This is a genomic window from Pseudonocardia sp. GCM10023141, assembly GCF_042653605.1.
The window spans coordinates 17394-37971 of the sequence record NZ_JBHSIR010000030.1 but is presented as its reverse complement, the minus strand read 5'-3'; the positions used below and the strand labels follow the sequence as shown (position 1 = coordinate 37971).

Sequence of the window (20578 nt, the reverse complement as noted above, 5' to 3'; positions counted from 1 at the left end):
CAACGCCCGGGTGGGCTCAGCTTGCGGCTCGCAGGCGCTGGCTGATCACGGTGGTGATGCCGTCGCCGCGCATGCTGACGCCGTAGAGGGCGTCGGCGACCTCCATCGTCGGCTTCTGGTGCGTGATGACGATGAGCTGGCTGGTCTCGCGCAGCTCCTCCATCAGCGAGATGAGCCGGCGCAGGTTGACGTCGTCGAGTGCGGCCTCGATCTCGTCGAGGATGTAGAACGGTGACGGGCGGGCGCGGAAGATCGCGACGAGCAGCGCCATGGCCGTGAGCGAGCGCTCCCCACCCGACAGCAGCGACAGCCGCTTGACCTTCTTGCCGGGTGGCCGCGCCTCCACCTCGACACCCGTGGTGAGCATGTCTTCGGGGTCGGTGAGCACCAGCCTGCCCTCGCCGCCGGGGAACAGCGTGGAGAACACGATCTCGAACTCGCGGGCGACGTCGGCGTAGGCGATGGCGAAGACCTCGAGGATCTTGTCGTCGACCTCGCGGACCACCGTGAGCAGGTCGCGGCGGGTGTTCTTGAGGTCCTCGAGCTGCGTGGAGAGGAACCGGTAGCGCTCCTCCAGCGCCGCGAACTCCTCCAGCGCGAGCGGGTTGACCTTGCCCAGCAGCGTGAGGTCCTTCTCGGCGCGCTGCGCCCGGCGCTCCTGGGTGGGGCGGTCGAACGGCATCGGGGGCGGCTCTGTGACGTCCTCGCCGCGCTCCTTCGCCGCCTGGTACTCGGCCATCTCCGCCGCCGACGCGGGCACCGGGGCGTCCGGCCCGTACTCGGTGACCAGGTCCTCGATGCCCAGTCCGTGCTCGGCCAGCACCCGCTCGGTGAGCTGCTCGAGGCGCAGTCGGTTCTGGGCGCGCACCACCTCGTCGCGGTGCACGGTGTCGGTGAGCTTCTCCATCAGCGAGCCGAGCCGGTTCGTGGTGGCGCGGGCCTCGCCCAGTGCCCGTTCCCGGGTGTCACGGGCGGCGGCAGCGGCGTCGCGCTCCAGCGCGGCGACGGCGAGCGACTCCGCGATGCGCGCGCACGCCGTCTCCCCCGCCTCGACGACGAGCGCGGCGATCACGGCACCCCGCTCGCGGGACTCCCTGGCGGCGGCGGCGCGCTGGCGGGCCTGGCGCTCCGCGGTGGCCTGGCGGCGCAGCGCCTCGGACCGGCCGGCGATGGCGCGGGCCCGCTCCTCGGCCGTGCGCAGGGACAGCCGCGCGTCGACCTCGGCCGAGCGGGCGGTGTCGAGTGCCTCGGCCGCGGCGTCGCGGATCTCGGTGTCGGGCTCGTCCTCGACCGGTTCGTCCTCGGCGACGGCGAGCTGCCGCTCGGCTGCCTCCAACGCGAGCAGGGCGTCGGAGCGGCGGGTCTCGACCTGGTCGCGGCGGGTGCGGAGCCGCTCGGCCTCGGCGGTGGCCGAGCGCACCGCCTGCTCGAAGCGGCCCAGCTGCGCGGACGCGGCCGTGCGGCGCTGCTCGGCGGCGGTCTGGGTCGTGCGGGCGGCCTCGACGTCGGCGAGCCGGGCGGCCTCCTCGGCGCGCGCGCCCTCCAGCGTGGGGCGCAGCCGGGCGAGCTCCTGCTCGACGGACTCCCGCTTCTCCCGCGCCTCGTCGACGGCGGCCTGCACGTCGAGCGCGGTGGACGCGGAGCCGGAGCCGCCCTCGGCGCGGGTGGCGCCGAGGACGTCGCCGTCGGTGGTGACGGCGGTGAGCTCGGGGTGGGCCTCGACCAGCGCGCGGGCGGCGTCGAGGTCGGGGACGACGGCGACGCCGTGCAGCAGGCGGGCGACGGCGCCGGCGAGCGGGCCTCGCGCGGTGACGGCGTCGGTGGCCCAGCGGGTGCCGGGGGGTAGCTCCCCGATGGCAGGAAAGCCACTTTCCCGCAACGTCGTTGCGGGAAAGTGGCTTTCCTGCAACGACCCGACCAGCAGCGCGGCGCGGCCGGCGTCCTTGCTGCGGAGCCGGCGCAGTGCCCCGACCGCCGACTCAGCGCTCTCCACCGCCACGGCATCGGCCAGGTCGCCCAGCGCCGCCGCGACGGCCGTGCGGGCCCATGGCTCGACCGTGATCAGGCCGGGCACCGGGCCGAGCACGCCGGGCAGGTCGCCGTCGAGCAATGACCCGGAACCGTCGCGCCGGGCCTGCCCGACCGACAGCGCGTCGACCCGGGCCCGCCAGTGCGCCCGCTGCTGCTCGACCTCACGCTCCTGCGCCACCAGCTCGGCGACGCGTGCGCGGGCGCCCTTGTGCGCCTCGACGGCCTGGGCGCTGCGCTGCTCCAGCTCGGCGAGGTCGCCGCCCGCCGAGCCGCCGTCACCCAGCTCGTCGGTGGCGCCGTCGAGCTCGGCCTGCGCGACGTCGGTGCGCTCCTGCGCCTCGGCCAGCGCATCGGAGAGGCGCTCGATCTCCTCGGCGGTGGCCGTGGCCGTGCTGCGCATCGCCTCGGCGCGGCCCGCGAGCGTCGCCAGGCCGGCCTTGCGGTCCGACAGCGCGCGCACCGCGGCCATGTGCGCCCGCTCGGCCGCGGCCAGCGTGCGCTCGTGCTCGGCGCGCTCGTCGGTGATCTCCGACAGCGCGCGACGTGCCTGCGCGACCGCCTCGACGAGCTCGTCCTCCTGCTCCGCGACGATCTCGGCCTCGGCCTCCAGCTCGTCGGGATCACGACCGGGGGTGCGGGCCTCGCCGGCGTCGGCGAGGTGGCGGCGGCGCTCCTGCGCGAGCCGGACGGTGCCCGAGAGGCGCTCCGCGAGCGCCGAGAGCCGGTACCAGGTGTCCTGCGCGGCGGCGAGTCGCGGGGCGTCCTGCGCGAGCGCGGCCTCCAGGCGCTCCTGCTCGACGCGGGCGACCGAGAGCTGCTCCTCGACCTCCGCGCGGCGGGCCCTGGCCGCGGACTCGTCGGCCTCCTCCCGCGCGAGCTGATCGCGCAGCGTCACGAGGTCGTCGGCGGCCAGGCGCAGCCTGGAGTCGCGCAGCTCGGACTGGACGGCCTGCGCGCGGCGCGCGATCTCGGCCTGGCGCCCCAGCGGCTTGAGCTGGCGGCGCAGCTCTGCGGTGAGATCGGTCAGGCGCGTGAGGTTGGCCTGCATCGCGTCGAGCTTGCGGAGCGCCTTCTCCTTGCGCTTGCGGTGCTTGAGGACGCCTGCGGCCTCCTCGATGTAGGCGCGGCGGTCCTCGGGCTTGCTCTGCAGCACGGAGTCGAGCTGGCCCTGCCCGACGATCACGTGCATCTCGCGGCCGATGCCGGAGTCCGACAGCAGCTCCTGGATGTCGAGCAGCCGGCAGCTGCTGCCGTTGAGCTCGTACTCGCCCGCGCCGTCGCGGAACATCCGGCGGGTGATCGACACCTCGCCGTAGTCGATGGGCAGCGCGCCGTCGGAGTTGTCGATCGTCAGCGTCACCTCGGCGCGGCCCAGCGGGGCCCGGCCGGACGTGCCGGCGAAGATGACGTCCTCCATCTTGCCGCCGCGCAGCGCCTTCGCGCCCTGTTCCCCGAGCACCCAGCTGATCGCGTCGACCACGTTCGACTTGCCCGAGCCGTTGGGGCCCACCACGCAGGTGATGCCCGGCTCCAGCCGCAAGGTGGTGGCCGAGGCGAAGGACTTGAAGCCCTTCAGCGTCAGGCTCTTGAGGTACACGGTTCTCCCGACTAGCAGTGGCCGTGAAGGCTACCGTCAGGCCTCGACGAACCCGTGCAGGCCGCCTCGCGCCTCGCCCCACTGATCCACCACGTGATCCACACGGCCCGGCGTCGATTCACCCTTCAGCGCACTGAGCAGACCGCTGCACGCTGATTTCTCACCCTCCGCTGTCACCACCACTCGTCCATCCGGGAGATTGCGCGCTGCGCCAACCAGCCCAAGCTCCAGGGCTCTGCATCGCGTCCACCAGCGGAAACCCACACCCTGGACGTGCCCGTGCACCCAGGCCGTGAGCCGAACGGAGGAATCACTGTTCGTGCCCGGCATGCTGCTACGTTACCGCGCTGTGATCACGTTCCGACGCCACGGCGCTGTGCTGCTGAGCAGCCTCGCCACCGGCGCCGTCCTCGTGGGGGCCATGACGGTGGCGCCCACCGGGACCTTCCCGGAGAGCTGGTCCACCGCGCTGGGCTCGATCGCCGAGGCCCCTGCGGCCCTGCCCACCGGCACGCCGTCGTTCTCGCTCCCCACCGCCACCCCCACCGTCGCCGACGTGACGCAGGCGCAGCCCGCCCCCGCCGCGCCGGCCCAGCCGAGCACCTCCAAGCCGGCGCCGGCCGCCCCGGTGGCGCCCCCGACCCGGGCGCTGGCCCCGCCGCCCACCACGACGAAGGCCGCGCCGCCACCGACGACGGTCACCGCGCCCCCGCCCGCCGCTCCCGGCGGGGCACTCGCCCCCGCCGGCACCGCGGGTGTGGTCACCCTGACCAACCAGGAACGGGCCAAGGCGGGCTGCGCGGCCCTGCGCCGCGACGACCGCCTCGACACCGCGGCGCAGGGCCACAGCGCCGACATGTCGTTGCAGAGCTACTTCTCCCACGACAGCCTGGACGGGCGCACCTTCGTCACCCGGATCACCAACGCCGGCTACCCGGACCCGGGCGGCGAGAACATCGCCCGCGGGCAGCGCACGGCGGCCGAGGTCGTGCAGGCGTGGATGAACTCCCCCGGCCACAAGCGCAACATCCTCGACTGCACCTTCACCACCATCGGCGTCGGCTTCGACCAGAACGGCGACTACTGGACGCAGGACTTCGGGCGCTGAGCCCGCCCGTCGCCCGGCCCTCGCGTTGCAGGAAAGTCCGTCATGGCGGGGTGCGCGGGCCGCACGCCACGGCCCTGTCGATGACGCTGCGGTGCGGCTCGCGCGGATCATGCTCGCCGAGGCGCACAGGAGGGTCCGACGTGGGGCGCTGCGGTGCGGCTGGGGTGATCAACGCCCACTGGTTCGGTGTTGACCATGACCCAGTAGGCGTTGATCTTCGTGACGGTAGTCGAGCGCGCACTGGCTCATGATCCAACCGGAACCCGTGGGCGTTGATCACTCGCCTCCTGACAGCCATCGGGTGCCCTACCCGAGCGCATCCCCGGGAAAGCTGCGCAGCGGGTGCAGCTCGTAGCCGAACAGGCCGGCCTGCACCGCCGGGTCGCCGTCGAGCAGGGCCGCGGCCTCCTCCACCGAGGCGGTGAGGATGCTGATCCCGGCCAGGTCCGTGCCGTCCATCACCGGCCCCACGATCGACATCGTGCCGGCAGCACGGAGCTCGAAGTTGCGCCTGCCGTGCTCCCAGATGACGGCGTCACTGCCTTCGGTCCCGTACTTCGGCCCGGGTCGGAGCATCGCGAGCGTGTAGACGCGGCTGCGTCCCAGCTGCTCCTGCATGTACTCGTCGGTGATCTCGCTCACGGGGCTCTCCTCGGACGCGGGGGACGCCGACCCTAAGCCGCTACACCTCGAACCGGTACCCCATCCCGGCCTCGGTGATCAGGTGCTTGGGACGCCCCGGGTCGGCCTCCAGCTTGCGTCGCAGCTGGGCCATGTACACGCGCAGGTAGTTCGTCTCCGTGCCGTAGTTCGGACCCCAGACCGCCCGCAGCAGCTCGCGCTGGCCCACCAGCTTGCCGCGGTGGCGCACCAGCAGCTCCAGCACGCCCCACTCCGTCGGCGTCAGGTGCACCTCCGCGCCGTCCGCGCGCGCCACCCGCTTGGCGGCGAGATCCACACGGAAGTCACCGACGTCGACCACCGGCTCCCCGTCGACGGCCGACACGGTCGCGCGCCGGACGGCCGCGCGCAGCCGGGCGAGCAGCTCAGCCATCCCGAACGGCTTGGTGACGTAGTCGTCGGCGCCCGCGTCGAGTGCACGGACCGTGTCGGTGGCCCCGACCCGCGCCGACAACACGATGATCGGGACGGTGGTCCAGCCGCGCAGGCCCTCGATCACCTCGGTGCCGTCCATGTCGGGCAGGCCCAGGTCGAGCACGACGACGTCGGGGTGGCCGTCGGCCGCTGCGCGCAGCGCCGCGCCACCGTCGGCGGCCAGCAGCACGTGGTAGCCGTGCGCGGTGAGGTTGATCCGCAGCGCGCGCAGGATCTGCGGGTCGTCGTCGACCACGAGCACCCGGTGGGGGGTCATCGCTGCGCCTCCGGGAGCGAGATCACGACGGTCAGCCCGCCGCCGGGGGTGTCCTCGGCGGTCAGCGTGCCACCCATCGCCTCGGTGAACCCGCGCGCCACCGCCAGCCCGAGCCCGACGCCCGTGGCACCGTCGCGATCGCTCGGACCGGCCCCGCCGAGGCGCTGGAACGGCGCGAACAGGGCCTCGCGCGACAGCCGCGGCACTCCGGGCCCACAGTCGACGATCCGCAGCTCGACGCGGTCGGCGTACGCGCTGGCCCGCAGCACCACCGGGACGCCGGGGGCGTAGCGCAGCGCGTTGTCGATGACGTTGGCGACCACCCGCTCCAGCAGCCCCGCGTCGGCGACGACGTCGGGAAGCGACTCGTCGATGTCGATCTTCACGCGGGCCGCGCCGTCCAGGCCCGCCAGCGACCGGACGGCCACCTCGTCGTAGCCGATCGGGGCGAGCAGCGGCACGACCGCGCCCGCCGCGAGCCGCGAGGAGTCGAGCAGGTTGTCCACCAGCGCGGTGAGCCGGTCCACCGATTCCTCGATCATGGCCGTGAGCTCGATCCGATCCGCCGGGGGCAGGTCCAGCGTCGGGTCGCGCAGGCTGCCGGCTGCCGCCTTGATCGACGTCAGCGGGGTGCGCAGGTCGTGGCCGACGGCCGAGAGCAGCGCGCTGCGGGTCTCGGTGATCTCGGCCCGGCGGCGCGACTCGTCCGCAGCTGCGCCCGCGCGCTGGCTGCGCAACGCGAGCAGCGCCTGCCCGCCGACCACCTCCAGCAGCCGCCGGTCGGCGGCGGCGAGGCTCCGGCCGGTGCCCACGAGGTGCAGGTTCTCCTCGATCTCGACGTCCACGTCGGCCTCCTCGGGGGTCAGGCAGCCCGGTTCCCCCGACGACGTGATGCACCGCCAGCCGTCGGTGCGCTCGAGGAGGGCCACCGAGTGGAGCCCGAACGCCTCCCGCACCTTCTCCAGCAGCCGGGGCAGCGGGTCGGTGCGGGTCAGCACGGTGCGGGCGAACGAGGCGAGCAGCGCCCCCTCGGCCCGCGCCCTGGTCGCCTGCTGCGCGCGCCGGGCCGCCCGGTCGACCACGAGCGCGACCAGCACGGCGACCACCACCATCGCCCCCACGGTGACCACGTTCTCGCCCTCGGCGATCGTGAACGAGTAGAGCGGCGGGGTGAGGAAGAAGTTGAGCAGCAGCCCGCCGACCACGGCCGCGAGCAGCGCCGGCCCGAGCCCGCCCACCAGCGCGACGACGACCGTGGCCAGGAAGTAGAGCACCACGTCGGTCGAGAGCCCGACGAGATGGCGCAGCAGCACCCCGAGGACCGTGGCCACCAGCGGCAGCACCACCGCGAGCGCCCAACCGGCCACCTTGCGCACCACGGGCAGGGCGCTGCGCAGGGCAGGCAGCCGCAGCCCGCGCCCGGCCGCGTCGTGGGTGACCATGTGGACGTCGATCGAGCCCGACTGCTGCACGACGCGCGCGCCGATGCCCTGGTCGAACACCCGGGCCAGGCGCGAGCGCCGCGACGTGCCGAGCACCAGCTGGGTGGCGTTGGCACCGCGGGCGAAGTCGAGCAGCGCGGCAGGGACGTCGGCCTCGCCCGAGCCGCCGACAACGGTGTGGAAGCTGGCGCCGACGTCCTCGGCGAGCGCCCGCAGCCGCGGGATCGCCCCGACCGGCTGCCCGGCCAGGCCGTCGCTGCGCAGCACGTGCACCGCCAGCAGGTCGGCCGCCCCGGAGCGCTTGGCGATCCGCGCGGCGCGGCGCAGCACCGTCTCGCTCTCCTGATCCCCGGTCAGCGCCACGACGACGCGCTCGCGGGTCTCCCAGACCTCGGTGATCTTGCTGTCGGTGCGGTAGCGCTGCAGCGCCACGTCCACCTCGTCGGCCACCCACAGCAGCGCGAGCTCGCGCAGCGCCGTGAGGTTGCCGGGCCGGAAGTAGTTGGCCAGAGCCGCGTCCACCTTCTCGGCGGCGTAGACGTTGCCGTGCGCCAACCGGCGCCGCAGCGCCTCGGGGGTGATGTCGACGAGCTCGAGCTGCTCCGCGCGGCGCACCACCTCGTCGGGCACCGTCTCGCGCTGGCGCACGCCGGTGATCCGCTCGACGACGTCGTTGAGCGACTCGAGGTGCTGCACGTTGACCGTGGTCAGCACTTCGATACCGGCTTCCAGGAGGTCCTCGACGTCCTGCCAGCGCTTCGCGTGCCGGGATCCGGGCGCGTTGGTGTGGGCCAGCTCGTCGACCAGCACGACCTCGGGGGCACGGGCGAGCACCGCGTCGAGGTCCATCTCCTGAAGCGGCCCGCCCGCGCGGCGCGGCACGACCTCGATGCCCGCCAGCAGCGCCGCGGTCCGCTCCCGGCCGTGGGTCTCGACGAGCCCGACGACGACGTCGGTGCCGCGGTCGAGGCGGCGGCGGGCCTCGCCGAGCATGGCGAAGGTCTTCCCGACCCCCGGCGCGGCCCCGAGGTAGATCCGCAACTCCCCTCGCCTCATCCCACCATCCTCCCCGGACCTGCGCGGTTGTGACGACGGCGCCCCGAGCCGCAGGATGTCCACCGGCAGGCCAACCCGAACGGGGGATCGACGTCATGCAGGATCCGCACGCGCTGCAGGTGCTCGTGGTGCTCGGAGTCGCCGTGGTCGGGCTGACCTGGCTCGCGGGCAGGCTCCGGATCGCGGCGCCGATCGTGCTGCTGCTCGGCGGCGTGCCGCTCGCATTCATCCCGTGGACGGGCAGCGTGGTCCTGCCGCCCGAGGTCGTGCTGCTGCTGTTCCTGCCGGCGCTGCTCTACTGGGAGTCGCTGTCCACGTCGCTGCGCGAGATCCGCGCCAACCTGCGCACCGTCGTGCTCTCCTCGGTGGTGCTCGTGCTGTGCACGGCCGCCACGGTGGCACTCGTCGGGCACGCGCTCGGGCTCTCCTGGCCGGTGGCCTGGATACTGGGCGCGGTCGTGGCGCCGACCGACGCCACCGCCGTCAGCGCGGTGGCCGGGCAGCTGCCGCGGCGCACGCTCACCACGCTGCGCGCCGAGAGCCTCGTCAACGACGGCACGGCGCTCGTCGTCTTCGGGCTCGCGGTCGCGGTCGCCACCGGAGAGGCGCAGTTCACCTGGCCCGTGGCCATCGGCGCCTTCGTCCTGTCCTACGCGGGCGGCGCGGCGGCCGGCCTCGTCGTGTTCTGGCTGCTGGTCCAGACCCGCAAGCTCGTCTGCCAGCCGGTGGTCCAGAACGTCTGCACCGTGCTCGCTCCCTTCGCCGCGTTCCTGCTCGCCGAGCAGGTGCACGCGTCGGGAGTGCTCGCGGTGGTCGTCTGCGGGCTTGCGTTCTCCCAGGCCGGTCCCCGGATGGTGACCGCACGCACCCGCCTGCAGTCGCGCGGGTTCTGGGAGATCGCCACGTTCGTGCTCAACGGCACGCTGTTCGTGCTCGTCGGGCTGCAGCTGCGCGGGGCGGTCGACGGGCTGTGGTCCACCTCGATCGGCGACGCGGTGCTGCAGGCACTGCTCGTCGCCGGTGTGGTGATCGGGACGCGGGTGGCGTGGTCCTACACCATGCCGTACGTGATCAGGGCGCTCGACCGGCGTCCGCAGCAGCGGCTGCGCCGGGTGGGAGCGCGCCACCGGTTCCCCAGCGCGTGGGCCGGGTTCCGCGGCGGGGTGTCGCTCGCCGCCGCGCTGGCCGTCCCACTGGATGTGCCGGGCCGCGACCTCATCGTGCTGGTCACCTTCGGCGTCATCCTCGTGACGATGATCGTGCAGGGCCTGACACTGCCCGCCGTGCTGCGCTGGGCCAACCTGCCCGACGACGGTGCCGAGGCCCGCGAGCAGGCGCTCGCCGAGCGCACCGCCACGCGCACCGGGCTGGCCGAGCTCGACCGCGTCGCCGAGCAGCTCGGCATCGGCGCCACCGTCGTCGAACGGGTGCGCGCCGACTACGAGGAGCACCTGCACTCCCTGTCGGACCCCGCGCCCGGCGACGATCCGGCGCTCACCGCCGAGCGCACCGATCACACCGACTACCAGCGCCTGCGCTCCGCGCTGCTGACCTACAAGCGCGCCTCGGTGGTGCGGCTGCGTGACGAGCGCCAGATCGACGACATCGTGCTGCGCAGGCTGCAGGCCCGGCTCGACGCCGAGGAGGTCCGCCTCGGCGAGCCCGCCGCGGACGTCGAGTGAGCCCTGCGGACCCCTTCTTGCGCTATGCCGCCGCCGCGACCGCAAGGTTCAGCTCCGTCACGTTGACGGTCGGCTCGCCGAGGAAGCCCAGCATCCGCCCGCTGGAGGCGTCCGCCACGAGCTTCTCGACGGTGGCGACCGGCAGCCCGGTCACCCGCGCGACCCGCGCCACCTGCAGCGCGGCGTAGGCCGGGCTGATGTCCGGGTCGAGCCCGGACGCCGACGCGGTGACGGCGTCGGGCGGCACCGCGGCCGGAGCCACCCCCTCGCGGGCGGCGATCAGGTCCCGGCGCTGGTTCGTGGCGTCGAGCAGGTCGGTGTTGAAGCCGCTCTTGTTCGAGCCACCCGAGGTCGTGGTGTCGGTCGGGCCGAGCACGTCCTTGGCCGAGGCCGACGGCCGGGTGTGGAAGTAGGGGTCCTTCGCCGGGTCGGCCGGCACCGGGTCGATCCCGATCAAGGACGACCCGACGGCGGTGCCGGACGCGTCGGTGATGACCGAGCCCTCCGCGCTGGCCGCCAGCCCCGGGATGTGCGCGACGGCGAACGTCGCGAGCGGGTAGAGCACGCCGAGCAGGATGGTGAAGGCCACGATCATGCGCAGGCCGGTGGCGGTCTGCCGCCACATGGTGGTGATCATCAGATCCCCGGGATCAGTCGGACGAGCAGGTCGATGAGGAAGATGCCGACGAACGGCATGACCACACCCCCCAACCCGTAGATCAACAGGTTGCGGCGCAACAGGTTCGCCGCGGTGGTGGGCCGGTAGCGCACGCCGCGCAGCGCCAGCGGGATCAGCGCCACGATGATCAGCGCGTTGAAGATCACCGCGGACAGGATGGCCGACTGCGGCGTGGCCAGCCCCATGATGTTGAGCGCGCCCAGCGACGGGTAGAGCGCCACGAACATGGCCGGCAGGATCGCGAAGTACTTCGCGAGGTCGTTGGCCACGCTGAACGTCGTGAGCGCACCGCGCGTGATGAGCAATTGCTTGCCGATCTCGACGATCTCGATCAGCTTGGTCGGGTCGGAGTCGAGGTCGACCATGTTGCCGGCCTCCTTGGCCGCGGCCGTCCCCGTGTTCATCGCGACGCCGACGTCGGCCTGGGCGAGAGCGGGCGCGTCGTTGGTGCCGTCACCGGTCATGGCGACCAGCCGCCCGCCCTCCTGCTCCTTCTTGATCAAGGCCATCTTGTCCTCGGGGGTGGCCTCGGCGAGGTGGTCGTCGACGCCGGCCTCGGCCGCGATGGCCCGCGCGGTGCGCGGGTTGTCACCGGTGATCATCACCGTGCGGATGCCCATGGCCCGCAGCTCGGCGAAGCGCTCGCGCATGCCGGGCTTGACCACGTCGGACAGGCGGATGACGCCCAGCACCCGCGAGCCTTCGGCCACCACCAGCGGCGTGCCGCCGTCGTCGGAGACCTCGGCGACGACCGCGTCGACCTCCGGGAGATCGGCTCCGGTCCACGCCATGACGGCCGCGGCGGCACCCTTGCGCACAGACCGCTCGCCGACGTCCACACCGGACATCCGGGTCTGCGCCGTGAACGGCACGAACTCCAGCACGGCCTCCGCGGCCGTCGCCTCGCCCGGCAGGCCGTACTGCGCCGCGCAGAGCGCGACGATGCTGCGGCCCTCCGGGGTCTGGTCGGCGAGGCTGGACAGCCGCGCCGCCGCGGCGAGCTCCGCCACGGAGACGCCGTGCACCGGGACCAGCTCGGTGGCCTGCCGGTTGCCGAAGGTGATCGTGCCCGTCTTGTCCAGCAGCAGCGTGTCGATGTCGCCCGCGGCCTCGACGGCCCGGCCCGACGTCGCGAGCACGTTGCGCTGCACCAGCCGGTCCATGCCGGCGATGCCGATGGCCGAGAGCAGCGCGCCGATCGTGGTCGGGATCAGGCAGACCAGCAGCGCGGTCAGCACGATCAGCGACTGCTGCTGCCCGGCGTAGGCGCTCATCGGTGCCACCGCCACCACCGCGAGCAGGAAGATGATCGTGAGCACCGCGAGCAGGATCGTCAGCGCGATCTCGTTGGGCGTCTTCTGCCGGGCCGCACCCTCGACCAGCGCGATCATCCGGTCCACGAACGACTCACCGGGCTTGGTCATGATCTTCACGACGATCCGGTCCGACAGCACGGTGGTGCCGCCGGTGACCGAGCTGCGGTCCCCGCCCGCCTCGCGGATCACGGGAGCGGACTCGCCGGTGATCGCCGACTCGTCCACCGTCGCGATGCCCTCGACGACGTCACCGTCGCCGGGGATCGTCTCGCCGGCCTCGACGACCACGAGGTCACCGATCGTGAGCTCCGTGCCGGGCACCGGCACCTCGACCCCGTCCGGGCCGAGCCTGCGGGCGACCGTCTCCTTCTTGGTGCGCCGGAGCGACTCCGCCTGCGCCTTCCCGCGCCCCTCCGCCACGGCCTCGGCGAGGTTGGCGAACAGCACGGTGAACCACAGCCAGATCGCGATGAGGATCGCGAACACGGTCGGCGAGATGATCGCGAGCACCGTGACCAGCACGGATCCGACCCACACCACGAACATGACCGGGTTGTGCAGCTGGGTGCGGGGGTTGAGCTTGCGCAACGCGTCTGGCAGCGAGGACCACAGCTGCCGCGGGTTGAACGCGCCCGCCTTGACGTGGCTCGCGGCCGGATTCGCGGCCACCGGCCGTTCCTGGAGATCGATGCTCATGAGAGTGCCTCTGCGATGGGACCCAGCGCGAGCGCCGGGAAGAAGGTGAGCGCGGCGACGAGGAGCACGGTGCCCGTGACGAGCACGCCGAACAGCGCGCCGTCGGTGGGCAGCGTCCCGGCGCCGGCCTTGACGCTGCGCTGCTTGGCCAGCGAGCCGGCCAGTGCGAGCACGGCGAGGATCGGCACGAACCGGCCGAAGAGCATCGCGATACCGAGCGTCGTCTGGAAGAAGTCGCTGGTGACGGTCAGGCCGCCGAACGCGCTGCCGTTGTTGTTGGCAGCCGAGGCGTAGGCGTAGAGCACCTCGGAGAACCCGTGCGCGCCGTCGTTGGTCATGGCGCTGACCGTGTCGGGCAGGGCGATCGCGAGCCCGGCGCCCAGCAGGACCAGCGCCGGCATCGTCAACATCGCGATCGACGCGGCGGTGACCTGCACGCGGCCGAGCTTCTTGCCCAGGTACTCGGGGGTGCGTCCGACCATCAGACCGGCGAGGAAGACCGCGATGATCGCCATCACGAGTATCCCGTAGAGACCCGCCCCGACACCGCCGGGCGCGACCTCGCCGAGCAGCATGTTGAGCAGCGTGATGCCGCCCGCGCCGCCCGAGTAGCTGTCGTGCCAGGAGTTGATCGCACCGGTGGACGTGCCCGTCGTCGACACTCCGAACAGGACGGACGCGGGGATGCCGAGCCGGACCTCCTTGCCCTCCATCGCGGCGCCCGCGGCGAGCGTCGCCGGGCCGTTGGGGTGGGTCTCGGAGAGCCACGCGACGGCCAGGAACACCGCCCAGATGGCGCCCATGACGGCCACGAGCACCGTGCCCTGCCGGGTGTTGCGCACCATCGTGCCGAACGTGCGGGTCAGGCAGACGGGGATCACCAGCAGCAGGAAGATCTCCAGCAGGTTCGACAACGCGTTGGGGTTCTCGAACGGGTGCGCCGAGTTGGCGTTGAAGATGCCGCCGCCGTTGGTGCCGAACTCCTTGACCGACTCCTGGGACGCCGCTCCGAACAGCGGCAGGGTGTGCTGCGTCCCGTCGACTGCGGTGATGTCCACACCGGAGCGGAGCGACATGACGACGCCCGTCGCGACCAGCACGATCGCCGCGACGAACCCGAACGGCAACAGCAGCCGGATGACCCCGCGGGTGAGGTCGACCCAGAAGTTGCCGAGCCGGTCGGTCGCCGAGCGCGCGAACCCGCGCACCAGCGCGATCGCCACGGCGATGCCGACGGCGGCGGACACGATGTTCTGGACCGTCAACCCGGCCATCTGCACGGTGTCCCCGAGCACCGACTCGGGCACGTAGGACTGCCAGTTCGTGTTGGTCACGAACGAGACGGCGGTGTTGAACGCCGTTGCCGGATCCACGGCATCGTGGCCGAAGGCCAGTGGCAGCAACGGTTGGAGGCGCTGCAGCAGGTACAGCAGCACCACGGAGACGAAGGAGAAGCCGAGGACGCCCGCGGCGTAGGTCGTCCAGCGCTGCTCGGTGCTCGGGTCGACCCGAACGATCCGGTAGAGCCAGCGCTCGACGCGCCAGTGCTTCTCGCTGGTGTAGATCCGGGCCATGTAGTCGCCCAGCGGCTTGTACACGAGCAGCAGCAGCAACAGCAGGGCAGTGACCTGGAGCAGGCCGGCAACGGTGTCGTTCATGTCAGAACCGCTCCGGGCGCAGCAGTGCGACGAACAGGTAGATCAGCAGGCCCAGTGCGATGAGCCCGCCGGCGATGTCGGCGACGGCGTTCACAGTGAATCGAGCCCCCGCAACATCAGGACGAGAAGCGCGAAACCACCGACGAGCAGCAGCGCGTAGGCCAGGTCGGCCATCGAGACCCTCCACATGACATCGGCCCGCCGGATGGCGGGCCGCTACGAAGGGTCGTCTCGTTCACCCCGTCGTGGGGTCGCGCCAACGCCGCGTTGACGCCCACACCCTGCGGCGTTGACGCGTTCTTGACGGGGTGGTGGTGGCGGTCACGCGGGGTTGCAGGAAAGCCACTTTCCCGCAAGATCCTTGCGGGAAAGTGGCTTTCCTGACGTGGGCCGAGTCGACCCGCCCCGGCGTCCCCCACCACCGCCGGCGCGGCCCGTCGCGGGGCCCGGGTCAGCGGGGCGGCGCCGCAGCAGTGGTCGGCACAACAGGGGTCGGCACAGCAGGGGTCGCGGCAGCGGGCGTCGGCGCGGTCGGGGTCGGGCGCGGCACCGCCACGACGAGGGGGCCCGGCGCCAGCGTGATGCAGCTGCCGTCATAGCCGTACTCGGTCACACCGCGCGGGTAGGGCGCACCTGCCGGGGCGGCGCCGGAGCTGGTGGTGCACTCCTTCGCGGTGTCGATGGCGCGCCCGTCCTGGTCGAACAGGTAGACGTTGGCGAGCGGGTTGCCGAACGCGTCGACGGGCCGGATGTCCTTGATCTCCCGCTCGGAGTCGATCCACAGCCCGCGCTGCGACGGCGAGGAGTACACGACCTGGCTGCTGTTCGAGAACCGGACCAGCGTCGATCCACCGCCGATCGTTGCCAGCAGGAGCAGCACGGCCAGCGCGTTGAGCGGCACCACGAGCCAGAGCCAGCGCCGGTCGCTCCGGGACCGGTGACCCAGCCAGATCGACACGGCGATGCCCACCAGCGCGGCGATCAACAGCAGGATCCACGAGCCGCGGCTGCTGCCGAACACCCGGTCCACGAGCATCGCGGCGACAACCGCCCGCAGTACCCACCATGCCGGCTGCAGGGTGGCGACGAAGTCGGTGACCGCGCGCGCGGGCTGGCCGGATGCGGGTCGGGCTCCGAGCAGCCCGCGGATCTCGGGCAGTGCCGCGACGGTCGGCAGCCGCGGCCCGTCCCTGACGACGAGCAGCAGGCCGACCACCGCCAGAACCAGCGCGACGAGGAAGGCCCCGGGAAGCCGTCCGAGCACCCCGACGGCGAGGAAGAACGTGGCCGCAGCCAGCGCGATCCAGCCGAGACGCGCGGCGGCCGCCCCGACCGGGGGCTTCGACGCCGGGGCCGTCCCGGCGGGCGCGGCCGGGTAACCGGCCGCGGCGCGCAGCTCTGCCGCATAGACGGCAGGCGTGCCCAGCCTGGCGGTGAACTCCCCGGTCCCGGCGTCGGGTCCGAGCTCGGTGGCCAGGTCCGCGAGGTGGGACCGGACGTCGTCGAGGATCTCGGCGACCTCTGATGCCGGCAGGTCCGACAGCTCCGCCCGCACGCCGTCGAGGTACTCGGCGGTCGGGTCGGTCGCGGTGCGCAGCACGTCCGTGGGCATCTCGGCATTCCCCCCGTTGTCGGGAGCCTTGTCGGTCATGCCGCCCCCACCAGCCCTTCCATCGTCTTCGCGAACGCCCGCCAGGTGCCGGTGGCCTCGCGGAGGCGATCCCGGCCGGGGGCGTTCAAGCTGTAGTACTTGCGGTGCGGTCCCTCGCCGCTCGGCACGACGTAGGACGTGAGCAGGCCGGCGTGGTAGAGCCGGCGCAGCGTGCCGTACACCGATGCGTCGCCCACCTCTTCCAGCCCCGCGGCGCGCAGGCCGCGCACCACCTCGTAGCCGTAACCGTCGGCACGATCCAGTACCGCGAGCACCGCGAGATCGAGCACGCCCTTGAGCAGCTGGCTCGGTTCCATGGTCACCCCCCTCTCTGCGCTGTGCACAGTACTACGCTCTGCACAGTAGTGCGAACCGCGTAGGACAGGTGTGTCGATGATCGTCGGGCAGCTCGCGCGGACCCGGCTAGGCTCCCGATGGGAACGGTGGCGAGACAGCCGCCCGGGTGCAGGGAGCCGCGCATGCCGGTGGTCGACAACGCGATCTACGTCGACGGGGAGCGGACCGTCGACCCGGATTCGCTGGACCACACCTTCGAGGAGCTGCGCGCCTGCCCGGACGGGAGCCACAGCTTCGCGTGGATCGGCCTGCTGCGCCCCACCCCGGAGGAGATCAAGGCCGTCGCCGAGGAGTTCGACCTGCACGCGCTCGCGGTCGAGGACACCGTCACCGCGCACCAGCGCCCCAAGCTCGAGCGCTACGGGGACACGCTCTTCGTGGTCCTTCGCCCCGCCCGCTACGTGGACTCCGTCGAGGTGGTGGACATCGGCGAGGTGCACCTGTTCCTCGGCCCCGAGTTCGTCATCACCGTCCGCCACGCGGAGGAGCCCGACCTGGGCGAGGTGCGCCACCGCCTGCAGAGCGAGCCGGCGCTGCTGAAGAACGGCCCGTACTCGGTGCTGTACGCGGTACTCGACAAGGTCGTCGACGACTACGGGCCCGTGCTCGACGGGCTGCAGGACGACATCGACAGCATCGAGGTGCAGGTCTTCGACGGTGATCCGGCCGTGTCGCGGCGCATCTACCAGCTCAGCCGTGAGGTCATCGAGTTCCAGCGGGCGGTGGAGCCGCTCACCGACCTGTTCGGCCAGCTGCGCGAGCACCTCAAGGAGCGCGCGAGCGAGGCCGACCTGGAGCTGCGTCGCGCGCTGCGCGACGTCATCGACCACGCCACCCGCGCCATCGAGCGCGTCGAGGGTTACCGGGATCTGCTCACCAGCATGCTGCAGGTCAACGCCACGCTCGTGGCACAGCGTCAGAACGACGAGATGGCCCGGCTCACCGAGGCGGGCTTCGATCAGAACGAGCAGGTCAAGCGGATCTCGTCGTGGGCGGCGATCCTCTTCGCCCCCACGCTCGTGGCGTCGATCTACGGCATGAACTTCACGCACATGCCGGAGCTCGACTGGCCGCTGGGGTATCCCATGGCCGTGCTGCTGATGGTCCTGCTGGGGCTCGGGCTCTACACGATCTTCAAGAAGCGCGGCTGGCTGTAGGGCTGTGGCGGCCGCCACCCGGGTGTCAGTACGGCGTCAGGACGCGGAGCCGGACCGTCAACGCGACCACGGGGACCGGTGCCGGGCAGCGGCAGGAGGGGCACAAAGGATCGGTCGGCGGCCGTAGGACGGCCGCCATCGAACTGGAGGCCCCGGTGACCCTCGCCGATCTCATCCCCTCGTTGCGCACATCGCTGTCGTGTCGGCTCGAACCGGGGCTGTGGCCGGAGACCACGCGGTCCTCGTGCGACGGCGGGCTCACCGTCGGCGGCGTCGACCTCGTCGAGCTCGCCGGCCGGTTCGGCACCCCGATGATCGCGCTCGACGCCGCCGACATCCGATCGCGCTGCCGCGCCTACCGCGATGCGCTGCCCGGCGTCGAGATCGCCTACGCGGCGAAGGCGTTCCTGTGCCGTTCGATGGCCCGGCTGGCCGACCAGGAGGGGCTCGCGCTCGACGTCTGCTCCGGCGGCGAGGTGGCGGTGGCCGCTGCCGCCGGGTTCCCCGGTGTGCGGATGGTGCTGCACGGCAACGTCAAGACCACGGAGGACCTCAAAGCCGCCTTCGACGCCCACGTCGGCCGCATCGTGATCGACTCGCTCGACGAGATCGACGTGCTTGCCGCCGTGGTGCCGGCGCGCCAGCGGGTGCTGCTGCGCGTGGTGCCCGGCGTCGACGCGAACACGCACGCCGGGTTGACCACCGGCACCGAGGACCAGAAGTTCGGTCTGTCGATCGCCACCGGCGACGCCGCGGAGGCCGTGCGGCGAGTGCTCGCCCACCCGGCGCTGGAGCTCGTGGGACTGCACTGCCACATCGGCTCGCAGGTGCGGGTGGTCGCGCGCTACGTGGAGGCGGCGGAGGCGATGGTCGCGTTCCTCGCCGCCGTCACCGCCGAGCACGGCATCGAGCTGCCCGAACTCGACCTGGGTGGCGGCCATGCGGTGGCGTACGCGGCCGGTGAGCGCTCGCTCGACCCGGCGACGTTCGGGCGCATCGTGCCCGCTGCCGTCGTGCGGGCCTGCCGGGAGCGCGGCATCGCGGTGCCGCGGCTGACCGTCGAGCCCGGGAGGGCCCTGGTGGCGCGCGCGGGCGTCACCGTCTGCCGGGTGGCGGCGGTCAAGCACGGGCTGCACACGACGTTCGTCGCCGTCGACGGCGGGATGAGCGAGCTTGCGAGCGAATCATCTGCACAGCGCCCTGCGCGAAGCGCCGACCGAGCGCAGCGAGGGCGAGCGATGAGCGACAACGCACGCCCGGCGCTGTACGGGGCGCGGTACCCGATGCGGATGTTCGGGCGGCCGCTGCGTGCGCCCTCGGTCACCGTCACGGTGGTGGGGCGGCACTGCGAGTCCACCGACGTGCTCGCCGAGGACGTCGAGCTCCCCGCCGACATCGCAGCAGGTGATCTCCTCGCCGTGCCGTGCAGCGGCGCCTACCACGTGTCGCTCGCCTCCACCTGCACCCAGATCGGGCGCGCACCCGTCGTCGCGGTGGCGAGCGGGGCGGCGGTGCCGATGCTGCGGCGCGAGACGCTCGAAGACCTGCTGCGTCGCGACGTATCACCATGCCTCCCGCCGGCCTCTCATCCGTGACAGCGCCATCCGTGACAGCGCGGAGAACGTGAGAGGGAGCCCGACATGGAGACCAACAGCAACACCACCGAAGCACCCCGCCCGGCGCCCGCCGAGACCGCGACGTTCTGGTCTGCGTGCGTCGAGGTCGTGGGCTGGATCGTGCTCGGGATCGTCGGTGCGCTGAGCTCCTGACGTCGCGGGCGCCCGGTGGGCACGCCGGAGTGACCGCGCCAACCAGTTCGCCACCGCGCCAACGTCCCGACATCGGCGCGGTGGCCACTGGGTTGGCGCGGCGCGTGCGGCCCGACCGCGCCGGGCTCAGGGGTGGGCGTTGCGGGGGCGCGGCTGGCAGCGCGGGCAGCTGAAGGAGCTGCGGTTCATGAACGCGTCACGCTGGATCGGGGTGCCGCAGCGCCGGCAGGGGCGATCGACCTGCCCGTAGGCGTCGAGGGAGCGGTCGAAGTAGCCCGACGCCCCGTTGACGTTGACGTAGAGCGCGTCGAACGACGTGCCCCCGACCGCGAGCGCCTCATTCATGACCTCGGTGGCGGCGGTGAGCAGCTCGCGGCCCTGCTTGCGCGTGATGGTCTCGGTCGGCCGGGCCCAGTGCAGCCGGGAGCGCCACAGCGCCTCGTCGGCGTAGATGTTGCCGATGCCGGACACGACGGTCTGGTCCAGGATCGCCCGCTTGATGCCCGTGCGGCGGCGGCGGATGCCGGCGACGGCCGCGTCGAGGTCGAAGGCAGGGTCCATGGGGTCGCGCGCGATGTGGGCGACCGGCTCGGGCAGCAGCTCGCCGCCCGCGATCGGGACGAGCGGGTGCACCGAGAGGCCGCCGAAGGTGCGTTGGTCGACGAACCACAGCTCCGGTCCGTCGTCGGCGAACCGGACGCGGACGCGGCGGTGCTTGTCGACCGGACGCTCCGGGCCGGCGATCAGCATCTGACCGCTCATGCCCAGGTGGGTGAGCACAGCTTCGCTCTCGTCGTCGAGCTCCAGCCAGAGGTACTTGCCGCGGCGGCGGGCGGCGGTGATGCTGCGACCGGCCAGCCGGGCCGCGAAGTCGGCGCCGCCCTCGATGTGGCGGCGCACGGCGCGTGGGTGCTCCACCACGACCGTGTCGATGGTGCGCTTCAGCACGTGGTCGGCCAGGCCGAGCCGGACGACCTCGACCTCCGGCAGCTCGGGCATGCTGCGCT

General features: G+C 72.7%; 17 protein-coding genes. 5 read left to right on the top strand and 12 right to left on the bottom strand.

Features of this window, described 5'->3' with window-relative positions:
* Positions 1-16 precede the first annotated feature (16 nt).
* Together smc and ACFPFQ_RS17940 are read right to left on the bottom strand one after the other, a co-directional pair.
* The gene (smc, locus tag ACFPFQ_RS17945) at positions 17-3628 is read right to left on the bottom strand and encodes a chromosome segregation protein SMC (RefSeq protein WP_379620187.1); all 3612 of its coding nucleotides are present in this window, start codon (positions 3626-3628) and stop codon (positions 17-19) included.
* 36 nt (positions 3629-3664) lie between these two features.
* Positions 3665-3958, bottom strand: a complete 294-nt coding sequence (locus tag ACFPFQ_RS17940; RefSeq protein WP_379620185.1) for an acylphosphatase — start codon at positions 3956-3958, stop codon at positions 3665-3667.
* 19 nt (positions 3959-3977) lie between these two features.
* Between ACFPFQ_RS17940 and ACFPFQ_RS17935 the strand changes: the two genes are divergently transcribed.
* Complete coding sequence (locus ACFPFQ_RS17935) at positions 3978-4736, top strand: CAP domain-containing protein (RefSeq protein WP_379620183.1); 759 nt, start codon at positions 3978-3980, stop codon at positions 4734-4736.
* Between the two features lie 306 nt (positions 4737-5042).
* Here ACFPFQ_RS17935 and ACFPFQ_RS17930 read toward each other — a convergent pair whose 3' ends face one another.
* From ACFPFQ_RS17930 to ACFPFQ_RS17920, 3 genes are read right to left on the bottom strand one after another with little or no spacing between them, the layout of a single operon-like run.
* Positions 5043-5378: a YciI family protein gene (locus ACFPFQ_RS17930; RefSeq protein WP_379620181.1), complete on the bottom strand. Its 336-nt coding sequence runs from the start codon at positions 5376-5378 to the stop codon at positions 5043-5045.
* A 40-nt stretch (positions 5379-5418) separates the two neighbouring features.
* Complete coding sequence (locus tag ACFPFQ_RS17925; protein WP_379620179.1) at positions 5419-6108, bottom strand: response regulator; 690 nt, start codon at positions 6106-6108, stop codon at positions 5419-5421.
* Entirely contained in the window at positions 6105-8606 is a 2502-nt protein-coding gene (locus tag ACFPFQ_RS17920) for a DUF4118 domain-containing protein (RefSeq protein WP_379620177.1), read from the bottom strand. The genes ACFPFQ_RS17925 and ACFPFQ_RS17920 overlap by 4 nt, the downstream gene beginning before the upstream one ends.
* A gap of 95 nt (positions 8607-8701) precedes the next feature.
* On the opposite strand from ACFPFQ_RS17920, the gene ACFPFQ_RS17915 reads away from it, so the two are divergent.
* Positions 8702-10288 (top strand): Na+/H+ antiporter, encoded by a 1587-nt coding sequence (locus tag ACFPFQ_RS17915; protein ID WP_379620175.1) that lies wholly within the window; start codon positions 8702-8704, stop codon positions 10286-10288.
* 22 nt (positions 10289-10310) lie between these two features.
* On the opposite strand, the gene ACFPFQ_RS17910 is transcribed toward ACFPFQ_RS17915, so the two are convergent.
* The 6 genes from ACFPFQ_RS17910 to ACFPFQ_RS17885 form a co-directional block, all read right to left on the bottom strand.
* Positions 10311-10925: a potassium-transporting ATPase subunit C gene (locus tag ACFPFQ_RS17910; protein ID WP_379620173.1), complete on the bottom strand. Its 615-nt coding sequence runs from the start codon at positions 10923-10925 to the stop codon at positions 10311-10313.
* Positions 10925-12979 carry a potassium-transporting ATPase subunit KdpB gene (gene kdpB, locus ACFPFQ_RS17905; RefSeq protein ID WP_379620171.1) on the bottom strand — a complete coding sequence of 685 codons (2055 nt, stop codon included), beginning with the start codon at positions 12977-12979 and terminating at the stop codon, positions 10925-10927. Before kdpB ends, ACFPFQ_RS17910 begins: the two co-directional genes overlap by 1 nt.
* Complete coding sequence (gene kdpA, locus ACFPFQ_RS17900) at positions 12976-14637, bottom strand: potassium-transporting ATPase subunit KdpA (RefSeq protein ID WP_379620169.1); 1662 nt, start codon at positions 14635-14637, stop codon at positions 12976-12978. The genes kdpB and kdpA overlap by 4 nt, the downstream gene beginning before the upstream one ends.
* A 1-nt stretch (position 14638) precedes the next feature.
* The gene (kdpF, locus tag ACFPFQ_RS17895; protein WP_379620167.1) at positions 14639-14731 is read right to left on the bottom strand and encodes a K(+)-transporting ATPase subunit F; all 93 of its coding nucleotides are present in this window, start codon (positions 14729-14731) and stop codon (positions 14639-14641) included.
* Between the two features lie 357 nt (positions 14732-15088).
* On the bottom strand, positions 15089-16288 hold the full coding sequence (locus tag ACFPFQ_RS17890; protein ID WP_379620165.1) for an HAAS signaling domain-containing protein: 1200 nt from the start codon (positions 16286-16288) through the stop codon (positions 15089-15091).
* On the bottom strand, positions 16285-16605 hold the full coding sequence (locus ACFPFQ_RS17885) for a PadR family transcriptional regulator (protein ID WP_379620163.1): 321 nt from the start codon (positions 16603-16605) through the stop codon (positions 16285-16287). Before ACFPFQ_RS17885 ends, ACFPFQ_RS17890 begins: the two co-directional genes overlap by 4 nt.
* Before the next feature lie 162 nt (positions 16606-16767).
* Between ACFPFQ_RS17885 and corA the strand changes: the two genes are divergently transcribed.
* The 3 genes from corA (at position 16768) to ACFPFQ_RS17870 (ending at position 19571) form a co-directional block, all read left to right on the top strand.
* Positions 16768-17802: a magnesium/cobalt transporter CorA gene (gene corA, locus ACFPFQ_RS17880; RefSeq protein ID WP_379620161.1), complete on the top strand. Its 1035-nt coding sequence runs from the start codon at positions 16768-16770 to the stop codon at positions 17800-17802.
* 155 nt (positions 17803-17957) lie between these two features.
* The gene (locus ACFPFQ_RS17875; RefSeq protein ID WP_379620159.1) at positions 17958-19397 is read left to right on the top strand and encodes a diaminopimelate decarboxylase family protein; all 1440 of its coding nucleotides are present in this window, start codon (positions 17958-17960) and stop codon (positions 19395-19397) included.
* Positions 19398-19442: 45 nt separating this feature from the next.
* Positions 19443-19571, top strand: coding sequence for a hypothetical protein (locus ACFPFQ_RS17870; RefSeq protein ID WP_379620157.1), 129 nt, complete (start codon positions 19443-19445; stop codon positions 19569-19571).
* Positions 19572-19697: 126 nt separating this feature from the next.
* Here ACFPFQ_RS17870 and mutM read toward each other — a convergent pair whose 3' ends face one another.
* Positions 19698-20570 carry a bifunctional DNA-formamidopyrimidine glycosylase/DNA-(apurinic or apyrimidinic site) lyase gene (mutM, locus tag ACFPFQ_RS17865; RefSeq protein WP_379620155.1) on the bottom strand — a complete coding sequence of 291 codons (873 nt, stop codon included), beginning with the start codon at positions 20568-20570 and terminating at the stop codon, positions 19698-19700.
* Positions 20571-20578: the final 8 nt, after the last annotated feature.